17 protein-coding genes and 2 pseudogenes are annotated in these 17348 nt (G+C 70.4%); 14 read left to right on the plus strand and 5 right to left on the minus strand.

The features are described from left to right. Nucleotides 1–128: 128 nt before the first annotated feature. Nucleotides 129–1268, plus strand: coding sequence for an acyl-CoA dehydrogenase family protein (locus AC559T_RS23465; RefSeq protein WP_071060154.1), 1140 nt, complete (start codon nt 129–131; stop codon nt 1266–1268). After that, a complete protein-coding gene (locus AC559T_RS23470) occupies nt 1265–2533 on the plus strand; it encodes an acyl-CoA dehydrogenase family protein (RefSeq protein ID WP_498870137.1) in 1269 nt (422 codons plus the stop codon). The genes AC559T_RS23465 and AC559T_RS23470 overlap by 4 nt, the downstream gene beginning before the upstream one ends. 89 nt (nt 2534–2622) lie before the next feature. Here the strand turns inward: AC559T_RS23470 and AC559T_RS23475 are convergent, their stop codons facing one another. Then, on the minus strand, nt 2623–2841 hold the full coding sequence (locus AC559T_RS23475) for a hypothetical protein (RefSeq protein ID WP_498870138.1): 219 nt from the start codon (nt 2839–2841) through the stop codon (nt 2623–2625). 277 nt (nt 2842–3118) lie between these two features. On the opposite strand from AC559T_RS23475, the gene AC559T_RS23480 reads away from it, so the two are divergent. Then, nucleotides 3119–3814: an NAD(P)-dependent oxidoreductase gene (locus AC559T_RS23480; protein ID WP_071060157.1), complete on the plus strand. Its 696-nt coding sequence runs from the start codon at nt 3119–3121 to the stop codon at nt 3812–3814. A gap of 21 nt (nt 3815–3835) precedes the next feature. Continuing rightward, nucleotides 3836–4738, plus strand: a complete 903-nt coding sequence (gene sigJ, locus AC559T_RS23485; protein WP_112104626.1) for an RNA polymerase sigma factor SigJ — start codon at nt 3836–3838, stop codon at nt 4736–4738. 13 nt (nt 4739–4751) lie between these two features. Here sigJ and AC559T_RS23490 read toward each other — a convergent pair whose 3' ends face one another. After that, entirely contained in the window at nt 4752–6410 is a 1659-nt protein-coding gene (locus tag AC559T_RS23490; RefSeq protein WP_498870139.1) for a carotenoid oxygenase family protein, read from the minus strand. A 271-nt stretch (nt 6411–6681) separates the two neighbouring features. Here AC559T_RS23490 and AC559T_RS23495 point away from each other — a divergent pair, with 271 nt between their 5' ends. The 6 genes and pseudogenes from AC559T_RS23495 to AC559T_RS23520 form a co-directional block, all read left to right on the plus strand. Next, nucleotides 6682–7584 (plus strand): NAD(P)-dependent oxidoreductase, encoded by a 903-nt coding sequence (locus AC559T_RS23495; RefSeq protein ID WP_498870153.1) that lies wholly within the window; start codon nt 6682–6684, stop codon nt 7582–7584. A gap of 561 nt (nt 7585–8145) precedes the next feature. After that, on the plus strand, nt 8146–8718 hold the full coding sequence (locus tag AC559T_RS23500; RefSeq protein WP_112104624.1) for a carboxymuconolactone decarboxylase family protein: 573 nt from the start codon (nt 8146–8148) through the stop codon (nt 8716–8718). A gap of 73 nt (nt 8719–8791) precedes the next feature. Beyond that, nucleotides 8792–9625 (plus strand): TauD/TfdA dioxygenase family protein, encoded by an 834-nt coding sequence (locus AC559T_RS23505; RefSeq protein ID WP_071060161.1) that lies wholly within the window; start codon nt 8792–8794, stop codon nt 9623–9625. A gap of 123 nt (nt 9626–9748) precedes the next feature. Further along, entirely contained in the window at nt 9749–9943 is a 195-nt protein-coding gene (locus AC559T_RS23510) for a ferredoxin (protein ID WP_071060280.1), read from the plus strand. Between the two features lie 168 nt (nt 9944–10111). After that, the gene (locus tag AC559T_RS23515; protein ID WP_498870140.1) at nt 10112–10981 is read left to right on the plus strand and encodes an adenylate cyclase; all 870 of its coding nucleotides are present in this window, start codon (nt 10112–10114) and stop codon (nt 10979–10981) included. Nucleotides 10982–11179: 198 nt separating this feature from the next. Continuing rightward, nucleotides 11180–12546: pseudogene (locus tag AC559T_RS23520) on the plus strand (NAD(P)/FAD-dependent oxidoreductase); the annotation flags it as partial. 22 nt (nt 12547–12568) lie between these two features. Here AC559T_RS23520 and AC559T_RS23525 read toward each other — a convergent pair. Further along, complete coding sequence (locus tag AC559T_RS23525) at nt 12569–13045, minus strand: ferritin-like domain-containing protein (RefSeq protein WP_498870141.1); 477 nt, start codon at nt 13043–13045, stop codon at nt 12569–12571. Between the two features lie 176 nt (nt 13046–13221). On the opposite strand from AC559T_RS23525, the gene AC559T_RS23530 reads away from it, so the two are divergent. After that, a complete protein-coding gene (locus AC559T_RS23530; protein ID WP_235013553.1) occupies nt 13222–14043 on the plus strand; it encodes a helix-turn-helix transcriptional regulator in 822 nt (273 codons plus the stop codon). 56 nt (nt 14044–14099) lie between these two features. Beyond that, a complete protein-coding gene (locus AC559T_RS23535) occupies nt 14100–14435 on the plus strand; it encodes an EthD family reductase (protein WP_498870142.1) in 336 nt (111 codons plus the stop codon). Here AC559T_RS23535 and ligD read toward each other — a convergent pair. Both ligD and AC559T_RS23545 read right to left on the minus strand, forming a co-directional pair. After that, on the minus strand, nt 14413–14685 hold the full coding sequence (gene ligD / locus AC559T_RS23540) for a non-homologous end-joining DNA ligase LigD (protein WP_373693938.1): 273 nt from the start codon (nt 14683–14685) through the stop codon (nt 14413–14415). The genes AC559T_RS23535 and ligD overlap by 23 nt on opposite strands. A gap of 493 nt (nt 14686–15178) precedes the next feature. Next, nucleotides 15179–15442: pseudogene (locus tag AC559T_RS23545) on the minus strand (DNA polymerase ligase N-terminal domain-containing protein); the annotation flags it as partial. 55 nt (nt 15443–15497) lie between these two features. Between AC559T_RS23545 and AC559T_RS23550 the strand changes: the two are divergent. Beyond that, nucleotides 15498–15872, plus strand: a complete 375-nt coding sequence (locus tag AC559T_RS23550; protein ID WP_071060168.1) for a PadR family transcriptional regulator — start codon at nt 15498–15500, stop codon at nt 15870–15872. Next, nucleotides 15869–17254: a permease prefix domain 1-containing protein gene (locus AC559T_RS23555; RefSeq protein ID WP_498870143.1), complete on the plus strand. Its 1386-nt coding sequence runs from the start codon at nt 15869–15871 to the stop codon at nt 17252–17254. The genes AC559T_RS23550 and AC559T_RS23555 overlap by 4 nt, the downstream gene beginning before the upstream one ends. Nucleotides 17255–17348 lie beyond the last annotated feature (94 nt).

Genomic DNA, 17348 nt, shown 5'->3' on the forward strand with positions numbered 1-17348 from the left:
TCGGGGGTTCGCGGCGGTAACGGGGTAACTGTTGAAGTTCTGTCAAAAATCGCTATACGTTTTCAGTCTGACCTCTTGCGGTGCCACGTGGCGCGCGAGGGCCTCAAGCGTCGTGGAGGTAACAGACTGTGCTGCTGGAGTTGGATCCCGATCAGGAAGTCCTGCGGGAGGCGACGGCTCGGTATCTGACCGACCGGGTGCCCACAGAGACGATCCGGCGGCTGCGGAACGACGCCTCGGGGTTCGAGGCGGACTACTGGCGTGCCGGCGCCGAGCTCGGCTGGACGTCCCTGCTGGTGTCCGAGGAGAATGGCGGCGGCTCTATCAGTGGGGCGGGCCTGGTCGACCTGACCGTGGCCGCGCACGAGTTCGGGCTCCGGGCGGCGCCCGGACCGCTGGTGCCGACGAACGTCGTCGCGGCGGCGCTGAGCGCCGTCGGCGGCGCGGCGCACGAGGCCGTCCTGGCGGGGCTGCTGGAAGGCACGGCGATCGCCTCGTGGTGCTACGGCGAGCCCGCGCCGAACGATCGTCTCGGCACGGTGGAGCTGACCTGCCGGGTAGAGGGCGACGAGATCGTCCTCGACGGGGTCAAGCGCCCGGTCGAGTCGGCGGGCGTGGCCCAGTTCCTGCTGGTCACGGGGCGCAGCGAGGCGGGTCTCACCCAGGTGCTCGTCCCGACCGACACGCCGGGCCTGACGGTGGAGCCGCTGCGCACCGTCGACCTGACCCGCCGGTTCGCGACCGTCCGGTTCGACGGGGTGCGGGTGCCGGCAAGCGCCCTGGTCGGTGAGCTCGGCGGGGCCGCGGAGCAGGTGGAGCGTCAGCTCCAGCTGGCCCTGGTGATCCTCTGCGCGGAGAGCGTCGGCTCGATGCAGGCCGCGTTCGACATGACGGTGCAGTGGGCGTTCGAGCGCTACTCGTTCGGCCGGCCGCTGGCCTCCTACCAGGAGCTCAAGCACCGGTTCGCGGACATGAAGTCGTGGCTGGAGGCGGCGCACGCCATCAGCGACACGGCGGCGAGCGCCGTCGACGCGGAGTCGCCGGACGCCCCCGAGCTGGTCAGCGCCGCGAAGGCGTTCATCGGTGAGTACGGAACCGAGCTGCTCCAGGACTGCGTCCAGATCCACGGCGGGATCGGCGTGACCTTCGAGCACGACCTGCATCTCTTCCTGCGCCGGGTCGTCCTCGACCGCGCGCTGTACGGCACCCCCGCCGAGCACCGGCAGCGGATCGCCGGCGTGGTCGAACATCTCAAGGAGCGGGCATGAGCACGGGCGACATCGAGGACGTCGAGGCCTTCCGCCAGCGGGCGCGGGACTGGATCCGGGGCAACCTGGCGCCGCTCCCGGCGGGCAGCGGGATCGGCGTGATGCGCGCGGGTGAAAGCGACGAGGCGGAGCTCGCCGCGGTCGCGCGCCAGCGCGAAATCCAGCGGATGTTCTACGACGCGGGTTTCGCCGGGATCGCCTTTCCCCGCGAATACGGCGGCCAGGGGCTCACCGCGGACCACCAGAAGGCCTTCAGCGAGGAGATCTCGGGCTACGAGTATCCCGCCGACATCCAGGCCCCGACATTCTCGCCGTGTGCCGCGGTGCTGCTCGACTTCGGCACCGAGGAGCAGAAGCGCCAGCACATCCCGGCGATTCTGAAGGGCGAGGAGCTGTGGATGCAGTTCCTGTCCGAGCCGAGCGCCGGTTCGGACGTCGCCGCCGCGCTGACCAGTGCCGTCCGCGACGGTGACGACTGGATCCTGAACGGGTCCAAGATCTGGACGACCGGCGCCTGGTGGTCGGACTGGGGCCTCGTCCTGGCCCGGACGAACTGGGACGTCCCGAAGCACCGTGGGCTGACCGTGTTCATCCTGCCGATTCACCAGCCGGGTATCGAGGTGCACCGCATCGAGATGCTGAACGGCAACAAGGAGTTCTGCCAGGAGTTCCTCACCGACGTCCGGGTCCCGGACACCGACCGCATCGGCGAGGTCGACGACGGCTGGACGGTCGGCACCCGGTGGATGTTCCACGAGCGGATGCTGCACAACTCGCCGCTGGTCACCATTCCCGCCGACGGGGCGCGCGGCACGATCCGCGCCACCCACCTGGTGGAGATCGCGCGCGACGCCGGCCGGCTCGAGGACCCGCTGGCCCGTGACCTCATCGGTGAGGGCCGCATGCTCGACCTCGTCACGCACGCGCTGCAGGGCCGGCTGTCCCGTGGCCTGCGGTCCGGCCGGATGCCCGACCAGTCGGCGGCCATCGGACGGCTGTTCACCGGTGTGACGGCCGCGCGGACCACGACCCTGTCGTTCAACCTGGCCGGCGGGGCGAGCGCGGCCTGGACGGACGACGACGGCGCCACCGCCGAGTGCGGCAACGACTTCCTGCTGCGGCAGGTGAGCTGCATCGGCGGCGGCACCACCGAGATGGCCCGCAACGTTGTCAGCGAGCGGGTGCTCGGCATGCCCCGCGAGCCGGCGAAGGACCGCGGGGTGGCCTTCCGGGACGTCCCGCGGGGCGCCTCGAACCGGGGCTGACCCCACCGATCCGTGACAGCGGCCGGGCGCGTACCCACGCGCCCGGTCGCTGTCGTTCGTCCGGCTGTCGCTCGTCTGCTCTCGTTCGGCTACGCCGGCAGCAGCGTGGACGGGTCGGCGGGGTCGCGCACCGCCGCGTCGAAGTCCACGAACCCGTCGGCGAGGCGCTGGCCGCGTATCCAGGAGTTGATCCGCTGGCGGTAGTTCTCGCTGTCGGGGGCGGTGCCGGTGCCGTCGATGACGGCATTGGACGCGGGCGTGATCGTCGAAGCGCTGCAGCCCGCTGCGCCCCGCCCGCGACGGCTCACCGCTGGTCAGGAGCATGTTCCCGCTGATCCCGGCGTTGACGACGGAGACCGGGATGCCGGCGCCGAGCAGCCGCCGCTGCAGGTGGTCGGGGTAGCGCGGGTTCCGGTCCGCGACGCTGGCGTCCGCGGGGACGCTCAGCGCGGTGGAGTGCCGATCCACCGCGAATCTGTCACATCCGACCTGCCTGGATTCGACGTATCCGCAGGGTGCCTGCAGCGCGCAGGAACCAGACCGCACCGCCACGCGGACGCGAGCACAGGCGAAGGACGGAAGCGTATGAAGATCACGATCTTCGGAGCCAGTGGGGCCACGGGGCGCCTCGTGGTGCGACAGGCACTCGACGCGGGCCACGCCGTGACGGCGGTGACGCGTTGCCCGGCGGAGTTCCCGCTGGCCGGTGAGCAGCTCACCGTCATCGGGGGCGATGTGTCCGACGGGGCCGCCCTCGCGCCGGCGATCGAGGGCGCCGACGCGGTGCTGTCCAGCCTGGGGGTGCCGTTCACCCGTGGCCCGATCACCGTCTACAGCCGCGGCGCCGCGAAGATTCTCGAGGCGATGACGCGGCACGGTGTGAAACGGCTGGCCGTCGTCAGCTCGACGGCGGTCGAACCCCACCCCCACCGCGAGGGCGGGTTCCTGCTCAACCGGGTCATGCAGCCGATGATCGTCAGGACGATCGGCAGGACCACGTACGCGGACATGCGGGCCATGGAGCAGATCGTCCGCGAGAGTGACGCGGAATGGACGATCATCCGATCCTCGGGGCTGTTCGATGCCGACCACGTCTCGCGCTACACCGTCAGCGACGGCCCGCTGGACGGAGTCTTCACCAGCCGTGCCGACCTGGCCCACTGCCTGCTGACGCAGGCCACCGGGAAGCGGTTCGTCGGCCGGACGGTCGAGATCACGACCAGCGAGAACGCCCCGACACTCCTACAGGTGATCCGGCGGGAGGCGTTCGGCCGTGACTGACCCCGCCGCCGACCACCTGTCATGACCTTCGAGCCCGCGTCCCCCGCGAACGGCGCCGCCTGGTACGCCGAACAGTTCGAACGCCAACGTCGCCAGCTGCGCGCCGTCGCCTACCGCATGCTCGGCTCCTTCGCGGACGCCGACGACGCAGTGCAGGAAGCCTGGCTGCGGCTCAGTCGAGCAGACGAGACGGCGATCGACAACCTGGCCGGGTGGCTGACCACCGTCGTCGGGCGCGTCTGCGTCGACATGCTGCGCGCCCGCCGGGCGCGGCGCGAGGACCTGCCCGGCACGTGGCTGCCCGACCCGGTCATCACCGAGGCAGACACCCCCGATCCCGAACAACGCGTCCTGCTGGCCGACTCGGTCGGCCTGGCGCTCCTCGTCGTCCTGGACAGTCTTCGACCGGCGGAACGGCTCGCGTTCGTGCTGCACGACATGTTCGGCGTCCCGTTCGACGACATCGCTCCCATCCTCGAGAAGAGTCCGGCGGCGACACGGCAGCTGGCCAGTCGCGCCCGTCGTCGCGTCCAGGGCAGCGGCACCCGGCCGGATCCCGACCTCCCCACCCAACGTCGCGTGGCCGAAGCCTTCCTCGCCGCTGCTCGCAACGGTGATTTCGCCGCGCTCGTCGAACTCCTCGACCCGGACGTCAGACTCCGGGTCGACACCGGGCCCCGCACCTGGCTCGCCCCACCGCTGCTCACCGGAGCACGCGACGTCGCCAGCCACGCCGCCGTCCAGGGCCCACGCTTCGCCGGCCCCTGGGAACCCGCCCTCGTCAACGGCGCCGCCGGCATGATCGCGCGTGGCAGAGCCGGGCTGATCGCAGTCGTGGGATTCATCGTCGTCAACGGCCGCATCAGCGAGATCGACCTCATTCTCGACCCCGACAGGCTGGCCGCCGTGAAAGTCAACGACTGATGCGATGCGCGTCCTAGCCGAACGCCTCCACGATCTCGGTGACGATGGCGCGCGCGGCCGGGGAGAGGTCGCGCCATCCGGTGCCGAGGTCGGCGGCGAACGAGCGCCGGTAGTCGGTACCGGGGGAGCGGATGGTCTCCGTGTAGCCCGAGTGGAACAGCACGGGCATTCGCAGGCCTGGCGCCGTCGCCACGGCGCACGGGCCGAGATCCAGCGCCAGGGCGTCGAAGACCTGCAGTTCGGTGCGGTCCGCATGCTTGACGAAGACCACCACCCAGCCGTCGCCGCCGGCCTTGTCCGGCACGAAGACCGGGGACTCGCAGATCGTCCCGGCCGGGAACGTCCACGCCGACTGCTCGGTCATCGACTCCAGGTCGATGCAGACCAGCGACGACGGGATCTCGGTCGTGGGCAGGTCGTCGACGTCGACCACCCGGAACGGATGGTCGGCGTACATCTCGACGATCGCCGAGACCATCGTGTCGGGCGTGGCGCCCCAGTACGCCTGCCACAGGTGGCGGCCCCGCTCGAGCGCCGCCGGGCGGGTGTCGCGGGCGTAGAGCAGGGTTCCCCAGTGCCGCTGCGGGTCGAGGAAGTACCTGCTCTGCCGCACCTGCCCGGTACGGCCGTCGATGACGTGCCGCCCGACCGGTGCGGCGTCGACCGGCGTCGGCATGAACCCGGACAGGCAGCTGCGCAGCCTGTCCCCGGTGCGCCACACGATGTCCGAGCGGGTGATGGCGTAGTTCATGTCCCAGCCGTTCGAGTGCGCGACGTACATCGTGACGTCGTCGCCGTCCTGGCCGTAGTCGGCGAACTCGTGGAACGACTCGTACGGGACCCGCGCGTGCGTCACCGGCACCGCGGAGCCGACCCGGGCGCGGGTCAGCGCCCGCTTGGCGACCAGGTAGATGTCGGTGAACGGCAGGTGCGGCTTGGTGCGGCCGCGGCCGGCGACACTGCCGGGCTCCGGCTGGAAGCCGATCTCGGTGAAGATGACGTAGTCGCGGGTCACCGCGATCTCGTGGGTGCCCTGGGTGATGCGCGCCCCGGGGACCTCCCAGGTCTCCAGCTCGCCGTGGCCGTCCCAGCGCACCACCGACAGTGGGCCCTCCGCGTCGGTGGTCGACCGGCCGCGCGGGCGCAGGTGGATGTTGCTCCACCACAGGCAGCCCTCGTCGGGGTCGACCACCGGGTGGGACGTCGTCTGCACCCCGGGGAACAGCGGATGCGCCCCGACCTGGGGATACTCCTGTACCGCGCCGAGGAACGTCCGGTAGGTCATCGTGACCGGGTCGAGCTCCACCGGCCGCTGTCGGTCGGCGGTGAGCAGCAGCCGGTCACCGAAGAAGTGCGGCGCGGTGTGGCTGAGTGACGGGCGGGCGCCGGTCAGCAGCCGCTGGAGCTCCTCCGGAGCCAGTGCGGCACGCAGCCCGCCCAGCATCGCCAGGTCCGGCGTGACCACCCGGCGGGTCCGCCAGATGCGTTTCGCCAGATCGACCCGGGTCAGCATTCCCGGCCCGCTCGGCGCGAAGTCCAGCACCGTCGGCTGGGCCGGCCCGACGACAAATGCGAACCCGGTCAGCCCGTCCGGCCACTGGCCGGCGGTGACGACAAGATCAACCTCGTATTCCCGGCTCTGCTCGAGCACGTGGTAAACCGCGTGGTCCACGAGAAAACCTCCCGCCGACCCGTCGGAGGAGCGGCTGAGAGAAATTCTCGGAGCCTGCGGCTGCCGGGCGGTGGACTCAGGGTGAACGCCGCGGGAAAGCACCCCCGCCGGGTTTGTGCCCATGGCTCGATCGCGCCGGTGAATCAAGCAGACGCATCAGTCTACTTTCTGCGAAGCTACCGTTCGTGGCGGCGCCGGGGGAAGGTCCCGGCCCCGACCGGGCCGCCGCCGCCGCCCGGGCGAGGCGGTCGCGGCGACGAGGATGGGCATGATGGCGGGCACGAGGGCGACGGTCGGATTCGTGGGCCTGGGGAGCATGGGCGGCGCCCTGGCGGCGAACCTGGTCGCGGCCGGGTTCGACGTCGTCGCCCACGACGCGGCCGGCCCGGATCGGGTCCCGGTGGGAGCGGTCGGCGCGGCCGACGTCGCCGAGGTCGCCGGCCGGGCCGACACCGTCGTGTTCAGCCTGCCCGACGGGGCGGTGTCCGAGCAGGTCGCCGGTGAGATCGTCGCGCTGGCCGGCCGGCGGGCGGCGTACGTCGTCGACACCTCGACGGTCGGGGTGGCCGCCGCGCGCCGGATCGCCGGCCGGCTGGCCGGCGCCGGTGTCGGCTACGTCGACGCGCCGGTGTCGGGTGGTGTGGCGGGCGCCCGGGCGCGCACGATCGCGGTGATGTTCGCCGGGTCCGACGCCGACTGCGCGGCGGTCACGCCCGTCCTGGCCGGCCTGAGTGACCGCCGGACCAGAGTGGGCGACGAGCCGGGCCTGGCCCAGGCGCTGAAGCTGGCGAACAACTTCCTCTCCGCGACGGCGCTGGCGGCGACCAGCGAGGCGATCGCCTTCGGCACCTCGGCCGGGCTCGACATGGCCACGATGCTCGACGTGCTGAACGGCGCGAGCGGCCGGAGTTCGGCGACCGCCGACAAGTTCCCCAACCACGTACTCACCGAACGCTACGCGGCTGGTTTCACCAACTCGTTGATGGCGAAGGACGTCGCGCTCTATCTGGCGGCCGTCCAGGAGCGCGACGGCGCCGTGCGAAGCCCACAGAACTCACAGAACTCACCGAACTCGCGGATCGGGGCGGTCACGGCATCGGTGTGGGAGCGGTTCGCGGCCGCGGCACCCGGTGCCGACTTCACCCGGATCTATCCCTTCGTGAAGGGAACCTGACTGCCCGCCGGACGCCTGCTCCGAGTATCTCCGCACTGTCTCCCGGCCGGGGAGCCTCCTGGGGCCGGGGTCTTGATAAATCGGGTGTTCAGAAACTAATCCGGGCCGGGTTGGTTATCGCTGATGATCGAAAATCATCCTCTCTGTTGAGGAGAGGATGATTACTAAAAGTGCAATCGACGGCTGGCGGCGCTCACGCCCACCAGCGGCCAGACCAGGCCAGGTCGGAGGTCGGGTCCTGTCCTGGGGCGTCACCAGGGGGGTTGTGAGCGGTAAGGTGGTTCTCGGGTGCGTCATATAAGGTTTTCATGGCCTCGTGGCGGCGCCGGCATTCCGGGAGGTCGAATACCGTCCGTGACGCGGTGTCGGAGGCGGTGATCGGCCGGCCGGAATTGATCTGCGGGTCTTGACCGGACCAACGTCAGGTGATAGGCATTTTTTGGGATTCGTTCGGTTCGGACGGCTCGCCCCGGTTATCACAGTACTATTGACCTGCTGTGTGATCGGTATCACTATCGGTTGCCGGGTGTTTACCGGTTCAAGGGCGGAGGAACCTCTGATATGGCACGTATCGACCCGCTTCCCCTCAGGGAATGGCCGAAGGAGATGCGTCCGGCCCTGGCAGCCCTGACGCCGCCCGTGCCGCTGCACCCTCCGATGCCCTCAGAGGGCAAGCCCAAGGCACTGAACACGCTGGGGACGCTCGCCCACCACCCCACGCTGGCGCACGCCTTCTTCACGTTCAACGGCCACATCCAGCGTGCGACGACGCTGACGCTGCGCCAGCGGGAGATCATCATTTTGCGGGTGGCGGCACTGCGCAAGTGCTACTACGAGTGGACGCAGCACGTCGTCATGGGCCACGACATCGGCCTGACCGACGACGAGATCACCCGCATCGCGCTGGGCCCGGACGCGCCCTTCTGGGACCCGGTCGAGGCGGCGCTGATCCGCGCGGTGGACGAGCTCCTCACCGAGGGCGCGATCGGCGCCGGCAGCTGGGAGACCCTCGCGGCCAAGCACGACACCCAGCAGCTGCTGGACATCATCTTCACGGTCGGCGCCTACGAGACCCTGGCGCTGATGATGCGCTCGTTCGAGCTCGAGCTCGACGACGACCTCACCCAGACCTGACCGCCGGACGAGCGACCCGGCACGGCGCCGTCCCCACGGGGTGGTGGCACACCCAGACCCGACAGGAGTAGTCATGGCCGTGACCGTCACCGAGATCAGCCCGGAGGTCGGCGTCGAGATCGCCGGCCTCGCCGGCCATCAGCTCGCCGACCCGGCGGTCGCGGCCGACTGCCAGGCCCTGCTGGAACGCCACGGCGTCGTCGTCTACCGCGAGACCCACGTCGGCGACGACGACCTGGTCGCCTTCAGCCGCCTGCTCGGCCAGGTGGTCGTCGCCCCCGTGGGCGGCACGGACACCCACCCCGAGATCTCGAAGATCACTCTGGACCCGGCCGAGAGTGTCCTGGCCGCCTACCGGCGGGGAACCTTCTTCTGGCACATCGACGGGGCCAACGACGAGCTGCCGCAGAAGGCCACGCTGCTGACGGCCCGCCAGGTCTCCGACGAGGGCGGCGACACCGAGTTCGCCAACACCTACGCCGCCTACGAGGCGCTCTCCGACGCCGAGAAGGAGCAGTTCGCGAAGCTGCGCGTCGTGCACAGCTTCGCGGCCTCGCAGTCGCTGGCCGAGCCCGACGCGTCGGAGCGGACCCGCGCGCTGTGGGCACGGGTGCCGGCCCGCGAGCACCCGCTGGTCTGGACCCGCCGCAGCGGCCGCAGGTCGCTGCTGGTCGGCGCGACGACCGACCACGTCGTCGGCTGGCCGGCGGACGAAAGCCGCGCCCTGCTCGACCGGCTCCTCGAATGGTCGACCCAGCCGCGGTTCGTCCTGCGCCATCACTGGCACCCCGGCGACCTCGTGATCTGGGACAACACCGGCATGCTGCACCGGGCGATCCCGTACACGGCGACGTCGCACCGGTTGATGCACCGAACGACCCTCGTGGGCGAAGAAGTCGTAGCCTGACCTCCGCGCGCGGCACCCCCGCGCGAAATTCTGACGTCCATCGGACGGTCGGCCCGCGGGCAAGGCCGAGGCCGGCGGGACGACGGACGTCCGCACTGTCCGAACTGCCCGATGGAGGTCAGCATGCGAGTGGTCGTGGACTTCAAGCTCTGTGAGAGCAACGCGCTGTGCGTGGGGCTCGCTCCCACGGTGTTCGAGCTCGACGACAACGACTATCTGAACGTGCTGGACGAGCACCCCGAGGAGGACCTCGTCAAGGATGTCCGCGCGGCCGTCACCGCCTGCCCCAAGCAGGCCATCAAGCTCGTCGACGACTGAGCACACAGGTCGGCGCCGGGCGGCCACTGACCGTCCGGCGCGTCGGCCGCGTTCCGTCCCCGGGCCGCGGCGCCGCGGCGTGACACGGTGTCGTGAACGGGGGGTGACGGTTACGCAGACGATTTTTGGCCGGCAAGTGAACGCCGCCTTCTCTTATCATGGCGGTTGATGTCCCGCGCTCACTCCAGTCCCCGTGACCGGACCCGCTTTGGGGTCGGCGAGGAGGGTGTGGCCGGCGGGGCCCGATCCGCCCGGCATCGGCACGCCGCGCAGCGGTTCTGGCAGCTTTCCGACACCGATCTCGACGACCTGCTGGCGCTGACCGGCGAGGCCGACCGGGTCGAGCTGAAGCTGGTCGTGCCCGTGGCCGCGCACGAGGCGACCTGCGCCGCGCTCGGCATCGAGTTCACCCGCGCCCGGGCGCTGCGGGTCTTCTACCTGGACACTCCCGAGCGCGCGCTGCACCGCAACGGTGTGGTGGCCCGGGTCCGCAGCATCGCCGGCCGCGCCGACGACGCGGTGGTGAAGCTGCGGCCCGTCGTCCCGGCCGAGGTCCCGCCGCGGCTGCGCCGCTCCCGCAACTTCATCGTCGAGATCGACGGTATGCCCGGCCGGTACGTCTGCTCCGGGGCGCTGCGGGCCCGGCTGGACGCCGCCGACGTCGACCGGGCGATGGCCCGGCGGCGGGCGCTGCACCGGCTGTTCACCCCGCGGCAGCTGCGGCTGCTCGCCACCCGCCTGCCGGCCCGGCTCAACGTCGACGATCTCGCGGTGTTCGGCCCGGTGGACGCCCGCCGGGTCAAGATCCTGCCTGCCGGTCACGACCGCGCGCTGCTCGCGGAGCGGTGGACGTATCCCGACGGCTCGCGCATCCTCGAGCTTTCCACCCGCTGCCGGCCCGCCGAGGCGCTGCGTGTCGCCGGGCGCACGGCGGACGTCCTGCGCCGGCACGGTGTCGATCTCAGCGGGCCGCAGCAGACGAAGACCCGCACCACCCTCGACTTCTTCGCCGGGGAGCTGACCGGCCCCCGGCGGTGAGGGCGGCCGGCCCGGCGGCGGGCGGGCGCTCCCTCTCGGGTGGCCGACGAGCATTCACTGTACTGACGGGTTTGGTTCTGGGAGCTTCACGCCAAGTGGGTCACTGGGGCGTCTGCCGGTAGCCGCGCACGAACAGTGCGACGCAGGAGCGGACCGCAGTGTCCAACTGCTCGCCGTCCACGCCCGGCGGGGGCGGGTATCGGAGGCCATCGCTTCTTCACGAAGGTCTCGCAGGTGGACGCACTCTGGCGGGAGATCCTGCCTGAGGAGGATTTTCTGCTACGCCCCCGGATGAGCAGGATCTACTACAACGGAAAGCTCTATGACTACCCGCTGAAGGCGCTCAACGCGCTCGGCAACCTCGGCCTGGGCGAGGCGTCGCTCGCCATCGCGTCGTACCTGTGGGCGCGCGTCCGACCGCCGAAGGGGCAGGCGACGAACTACGAGGCATGGCTGGTGGCGCGGTTCGGATGGCGCCTCTACCGGACCTTCTTCAAGACCTACACCGAGAAGGTGTGGGGAATACCGGTCAGCCAGATGCCGGCTGACTGGGCGGCGCAGCGGGTTAAAGGCCTGTCGCTTCCCGCCGCCATCGTGAACGCGGTGCTGCCGAAGCGCAACCAGAAGAAGATAACCAGCCTCATCGAGGAGTTCCGTTACCCCAAGTACGGGCCGGGAATGATGTGGGAGGCGGCCGCGGCCAAGGTCGAGAAGCTCGGTGGACGGGTCGTGATGAACACGTCCGCGACCAGGATCCACCATGAGGACGGCCGGGCCGTCGCGGTCACCGTGCGGACGCGGTCCGGTGAGTGCTCGCGGGTGCCGGCCGATCACGTCATCTCGTCGATGCCGATGTCGACATTGCTCACCAGCATGGATCCGCCGCCACCCGCGCATGTTCTCGACGCGGCCAACGATCTGCGCTACCGCGACTACCTGACCGTCGCGCTCATCGTGCCTGAGGAGTTCAGCTTCCCGGACAACTGGATCTACATCCACGACCCCGGGGTGCGGGTGGGGCGCATCCAGAACTACGGGTCGTGGTCCCCGTACCTGGTCAAGGAGGGCCGGACCTGCCTCGGGCTCGAGTTCTTCGTCTTCGAGGGCGACGACATGTGGGTTCGTCCGGACGACGAGCTGGTCGCGCTGGGCACCGCCGAGCTCGAGGCGCTCGGGCTGGTCCGCCCCGGCGCGGTCGAGAAGGGCTACGTCGTCCGCGTCCCCAAGGCGTATCCGACCTACGACCAGTTCTACCGGCGGAACGTGGAGGTGATGCGGGAGTGGCTGGCGCTACATGTTCCCAATGTGCATCCGGTCGGCCGGAACGGCATGCACCGCTACAACAACGCCGATCACTCGATGCTGACCGCCATGCTCACGGTGGAGAACATCCTCGACGACGCCGGGCACGACTCTGGACGGTGAACGTCGAGGAGGAATACCACGAGGAGAAGGTGAGTGAGCGTGGCAGGGCCGGCGGTGGGGGGACCGGCCGGGACGCGCCGGTGATTCCCCGCCCGGTGGCCGGCCCGGCCTCAGCCCCCCGCTCCGTCGGCCGCGGTTGAAACACCTGCGGATCGTCGGCCGTCAGCCGGCCGAATCCAGCAGAGTGATCGCGCGGGCCACCCGGTCGGCGTGCGCGGACTCCTCGGTGCCGCTGATCCGGAGCAGGCGGGCGACCTTCTCGTCCGCCTCGGACGCCGCCCACCGCTGGTAGTCGGCGTCGCCGGCTCGTTCGCCGCGCGCGATGGCGCTCAGCAGGGCCGCGTCGACGGCGGTGGGCGCGGCGACGGGATATCCCGCCTTCATGCCCGCCGAGGCCTCGTAGGCGCGTCCGAGTTTGATGCCGATGGCCTGTCCCATTCGGTTGGCGTGGCCCAGTTCCTCGCGGCCGTTGCGGCGAAGCAGCTCGGCGGCCTCCTCGTTGCCGATGTTGTCCGCCAGATGGAAATAGAGCTGCCCCGACGTCCTTTCCAGCTTGTAGAGGATCTCGAGTTCGGGCACACCCAGGTGGTCCAGTTTCGCGAGCGCCTGCGCGGCCGCACCGAAGTCCCGCTCGTCCATTCTTCGTCGCCTCCTCGGCAACAGTGGCCATCGGACCGGCCTGACTGTAGGGACGCCGCGGGCATCGGCGCGCGACCGCAGCGGCCTTCCCACGTACCGCGGCGGCCCAGTTCGGACCGGCCTTCACGCGTACGCGGCGGCCCCGCCCGGACCGGCTGGTCGCCTACGATTCCAGCGTGACGGCAGTGCCATTTCTCCCCATGCGCCGGTGCGTGACGGTCGGCGCGGGCACGGTGGAGCACCGGGCGGACGAGTTGATCTCCTACTGGCACCGGCACGACCTGCACGAGGTCGAGTACGCCGTCTCCGGTCTCGCGGAGATCCGCACACCGACGACCCACTATCTGATGCCGCCGTCCTACGCCGCGTGGGTGCCGGCCGGGGTGGAGCACTCGCCCCTGCTCAGGAACGTGACCACGATCGCGGTGTTCTTCGACCCCGCGGTCTTCGACTTCCCGTATTCGCGGGCCGCCGTCATTCCCGTGCCGCCGGTGCTGCGGGAGATGATGCGGTACGCGACCCGATGGCCGATCGGCCGGGGTGAGGACGACGCCGAGGCCGACACCTTCTTCAGGGCGCTGGCCGCGGTGGTCCGCGGCCAGCTCGCGCACGAGGCACCCCTGTCGCTGCCCACCGCGGACGATCCCGTCGTCCGGGACGTGATGGCCTACACCACGGACCACCTGGCCGATGCCACAGCAGCCCGGGTGTGCCGGGCCGTCGGCATCTCGGAGCGGGTGCTGCGCCGGCGGTTCGCGGCCGTCCTCGGGCAGTCGTGGCGGGAGTACCTGCGGCAGGTCCGGCTGATCCGGGCCATGGCACTGCTGAGCACGCCGACGACCTCGGTCGGCGAGATCGCCACCGAGGTGGGCTTCGGTAGCGCGAGCGCGCTCGCACGTGCCTTCCGGGCGTGGACGGGAGAGAGCCCGTCCGCCTACCGCGACCGATGGCTCACGACCGCCGCCCTGGACGACCCCAGCCATCTGACGAGTACGTAAGCGTCGCTGTTTCCGGGCAACGGGTGCGTGGGCGGTGTGTTCTGGGAGAAGCTGGGATGAACGCGTCTCATCCGGCAGGCGCGGTGAACGAGGAGGTCAACGCCGTGATCCGGCTCAGCGTGTTCTACCCCAGGACCGAGGGTGCGACGTTCGACCTCGACTACTACGTGAACAAGCACATCCCGATGGCCTGCCGGATGTGGGGGCTCACCGAGGTCGAGGTCGACCAGGGCATCCGCGGGCCGTACGTGGCGGCGTCGCACTTCCTCTTCGAGTCGGCGGAGGTGCTCCAGGCGGCGATGAGCGCCGACAGCACAGCCATCAGCGCCGACCTGTCGAACTACACGACGATCACCCCCGTCATGCAGATCAGCGAAATTGTGAGTAGCTGACCCCGTCAGCCCTGCCTCTGTCGGCCCTGCGTCTGCCAGCCGGGCCAGCACCGAGCGGATGGTGACCTTGGACTGGCCCGCACCCCGAGGTGCTCGCCAGGACGTCCGCCCAGCTTGTCTCCGTCCCTGGGTCCAGGTCGATGAGCGCGTAGGAAGGCTGGCGCGGCTCGGTGACCGTGGACGTCCACGCGTGCCATTCGAGGGCGCCGAAGTTCGCCGCCCACACCAGCGTGGCCGGGGTGTCGACCACCAGGTGGGTGCTGGTCCGGCCGGGGATGGCATCCGGTTTCTCCCAGCGCGGCGTAGCGCGCCAGATCCCGCTTGGTCACCGCCGGTTCGCCGTGCTCGCCCGGCCGGCCCGGAAACAGTGTCTTGTCGAGGTTTGGTGAGCCGGACCCGCTGGCCAACACCTCCCACACCCCGCCCGCGCCCGGCGCGTCGAGCGCCTCGAGAGTGCCGGGCGGCCCGATCGCGCCGCGCGCGGTGTCGCCGGGTGACGGCGCGCGAGCCGGCACGGACGCGAGCGCCGGTGGCAGGTCCGAGCGCCACATCCGGTCGGGATCGGCTCGGACCTCCTCGTTGGTCCGGCCGCTGAGCGCCGGGCGTGGATGCTCCTCCGGGTCCCAGCCGGCCACCGCGTGGGCGTCCCGTGTGTGCAGCAGGAGCCACTGCTCACCGTCGCCGCGGACCAGCACCAGTCGGCCGCGCAGCTTGTGCCCGAAGACGTCGGCATGCAGCTCGCCGGCGGCGACCGCCGCGACCGGGTCGGTGGTGCCGTGCGGCGCCCAGGTGCCGAGATCCCAGACGATCACGTCCCCCCGCCGTACCGCCCCTTCGGGATGACACCTCGAAGTCGAGGTACTCGATCGGATGGTCCTCGACGTGGACGGCCATCCGGCGCACGGCGGGGTCGAGGGTCGGGCCGCGGGGACCGCCCAGCTCGCCAGGACCCCGGCCATCTCGAACCGCAGGTCGTAGCGCAGCCGTCGGGCCCGGTGGTGCTCCATGATTACCTGGCAGTACTATGCATCGAGCTTCTAGGTTACCGAGGGGGGAAGCAGCGTGAAGGTCGCCAAGGATCTGGTGGCCGCCTCGGCGACCCCGATCGTGCTCGGCATCCTGGCGGAGGAGGAGAGCTACGGCTACGCGATCCTCAAGCGGATCAACGAGCTGTCCGGTGGCGAGCTGGACTGGACCGAGGGCCTGCTCTACCCGTTGCTGCACCGGCTCGAGCGCCTCGGGCACGTGGAGTCCAGCTGGCGGTCGGCCACCGGCGAACGTCGGCGCAAGTACTACCGCATCACCGACCGGGGCCTGGCTGAACTGGCCGAGCAGCGCCGCCAGTGGGACACCGTCGTCGACGCGCTCAAGGAGATCTGGACCGGCCTCGGTGACCGCGCCGCGCTGCCGGTGATCCCAGTGGAGGGCCACGCATGACAGCACAGGAAGGCCAGGAGGCAGTGGAGACGCAGGCGCTGGAGGCGCAGTTCGCGCAGTGGCGGCACTACGCGCAGCGCCGCCGGGAGCTACAGTCCTCCGACGCGGACGAGCTCGAGGACCATCTCCGCGGTTCCGTCGACGAGCTCGTCATGGCCGGCCTGAGCGCCGACGAGGCGTTCCTGGTCGCGGTCAAGCGGATGGGCAGCCTCGACGAGCTGTCCCGCGAGTTCGCCCGGGAGCATTCGGAACGGCTGTGGAAGCAGCTGGTCCTGACCGGCGGCCCGGACGCGGACACGCGGTCGCGGCGGGACCTGCGGGTGATGGTGCTCTGTGCCGCGGGTGCGGCGGCGTCCGCCAAGGCGCCGGAGCTGTTCGGTATACGGATGACCGATGACGGCTCGGCCTCGTTCTACGGGCCGAACCTCGGCCTGTTCGTGCTGCCCTGGCTGGCCGGCTTCCTCGCCTGGCGCCGCCAGGCCCGACGCCCGCTGATCGGGATCATGGGGGCGCTGTTCGCGCTCGGCGCGGTGGCGGCCAACGTCTATCCCGTCGCCGACAACTCGCAGTCACTGGCCCTCACCAGCATCCACCTCCCGATCGCACTGTGGCTCGTGGTGGGCCTGGCCTACGCCGCGGACGACTGGCGCTCGTCCCGTAGACGTATGGACTTCATCCGCTTCACCGGCGAATGGTTCGTCTACTTCGTCCTCATCGCCCTCGGCGGCGGTGTGCTCACCGTGTTCACGGCCGGCACCTTCGAAGCCATCGGAATCGTCTCGGACGACTTCATCTCGCAGTGGCTCCTTCCCTGTGGAGCGGCAGCCGGGGTCATCGTGGCCGGGTGGCTCGTCGAGGCGAAGCAGAGCGTGGTCGAGAACATCGCCCCGGTGCTCACCAGGCTGTTCACACCGCTGTTCACGGTAGTCCTGCTGGCCTTCCTCGTCGCCGTCTGCTGGACCAGCACCGGCATTGACGTCGAGCGTGACGCGCTGATCCTGTTCGACCTGCTGCTGGTCGTCGTCCTGGGGCTGCTGCTCTACTCGATGTCAGCCCGCGATCCGCTGGCCCCGCCCGACCTGTTCGACAAAATGCAGCTCGCCCTGGTGGTAAGCGCGCTGGCCATCGACGTGCTGGTCCTACTGGCAATCACCGGGCGCATCACCGAGTACGGCACCACGCCCAACAAGGCCGCGGCACTCGGGGAGAACGTCATCCTGCTGGCGAACCTCGCCTGGTCGGCGTGGCTCCTGCTGAGGCTGGTCCGCCGGCACACGCCATTCGCGGCGCTCGAACGCTGGCAGACCTCCTACCTGCCGGTGTACGCCGTCTGGGCCTGGATCGTGGTCCTCGCCTTTCCTCCGTTGTTCGGCTATGCCTGACCGAGGCATCGCCGGGCCCGCCGTCGAAGGCGGAACAAGGGAAGGCAGGACGAGGTAAGGCGGGGTGCGCCCCGCGCGGCCGGGTTCTGGCCGG

It is taken from the genome of Frankia sp. Hr75.2 (assembly GCF_949319125.1).
GTDB classification, from domain to species: Bacteria; Actinomycetota; Actinomycetes; order Frankiales; family Frankiaceae; genus Parafrankia; species Parafrankia soli.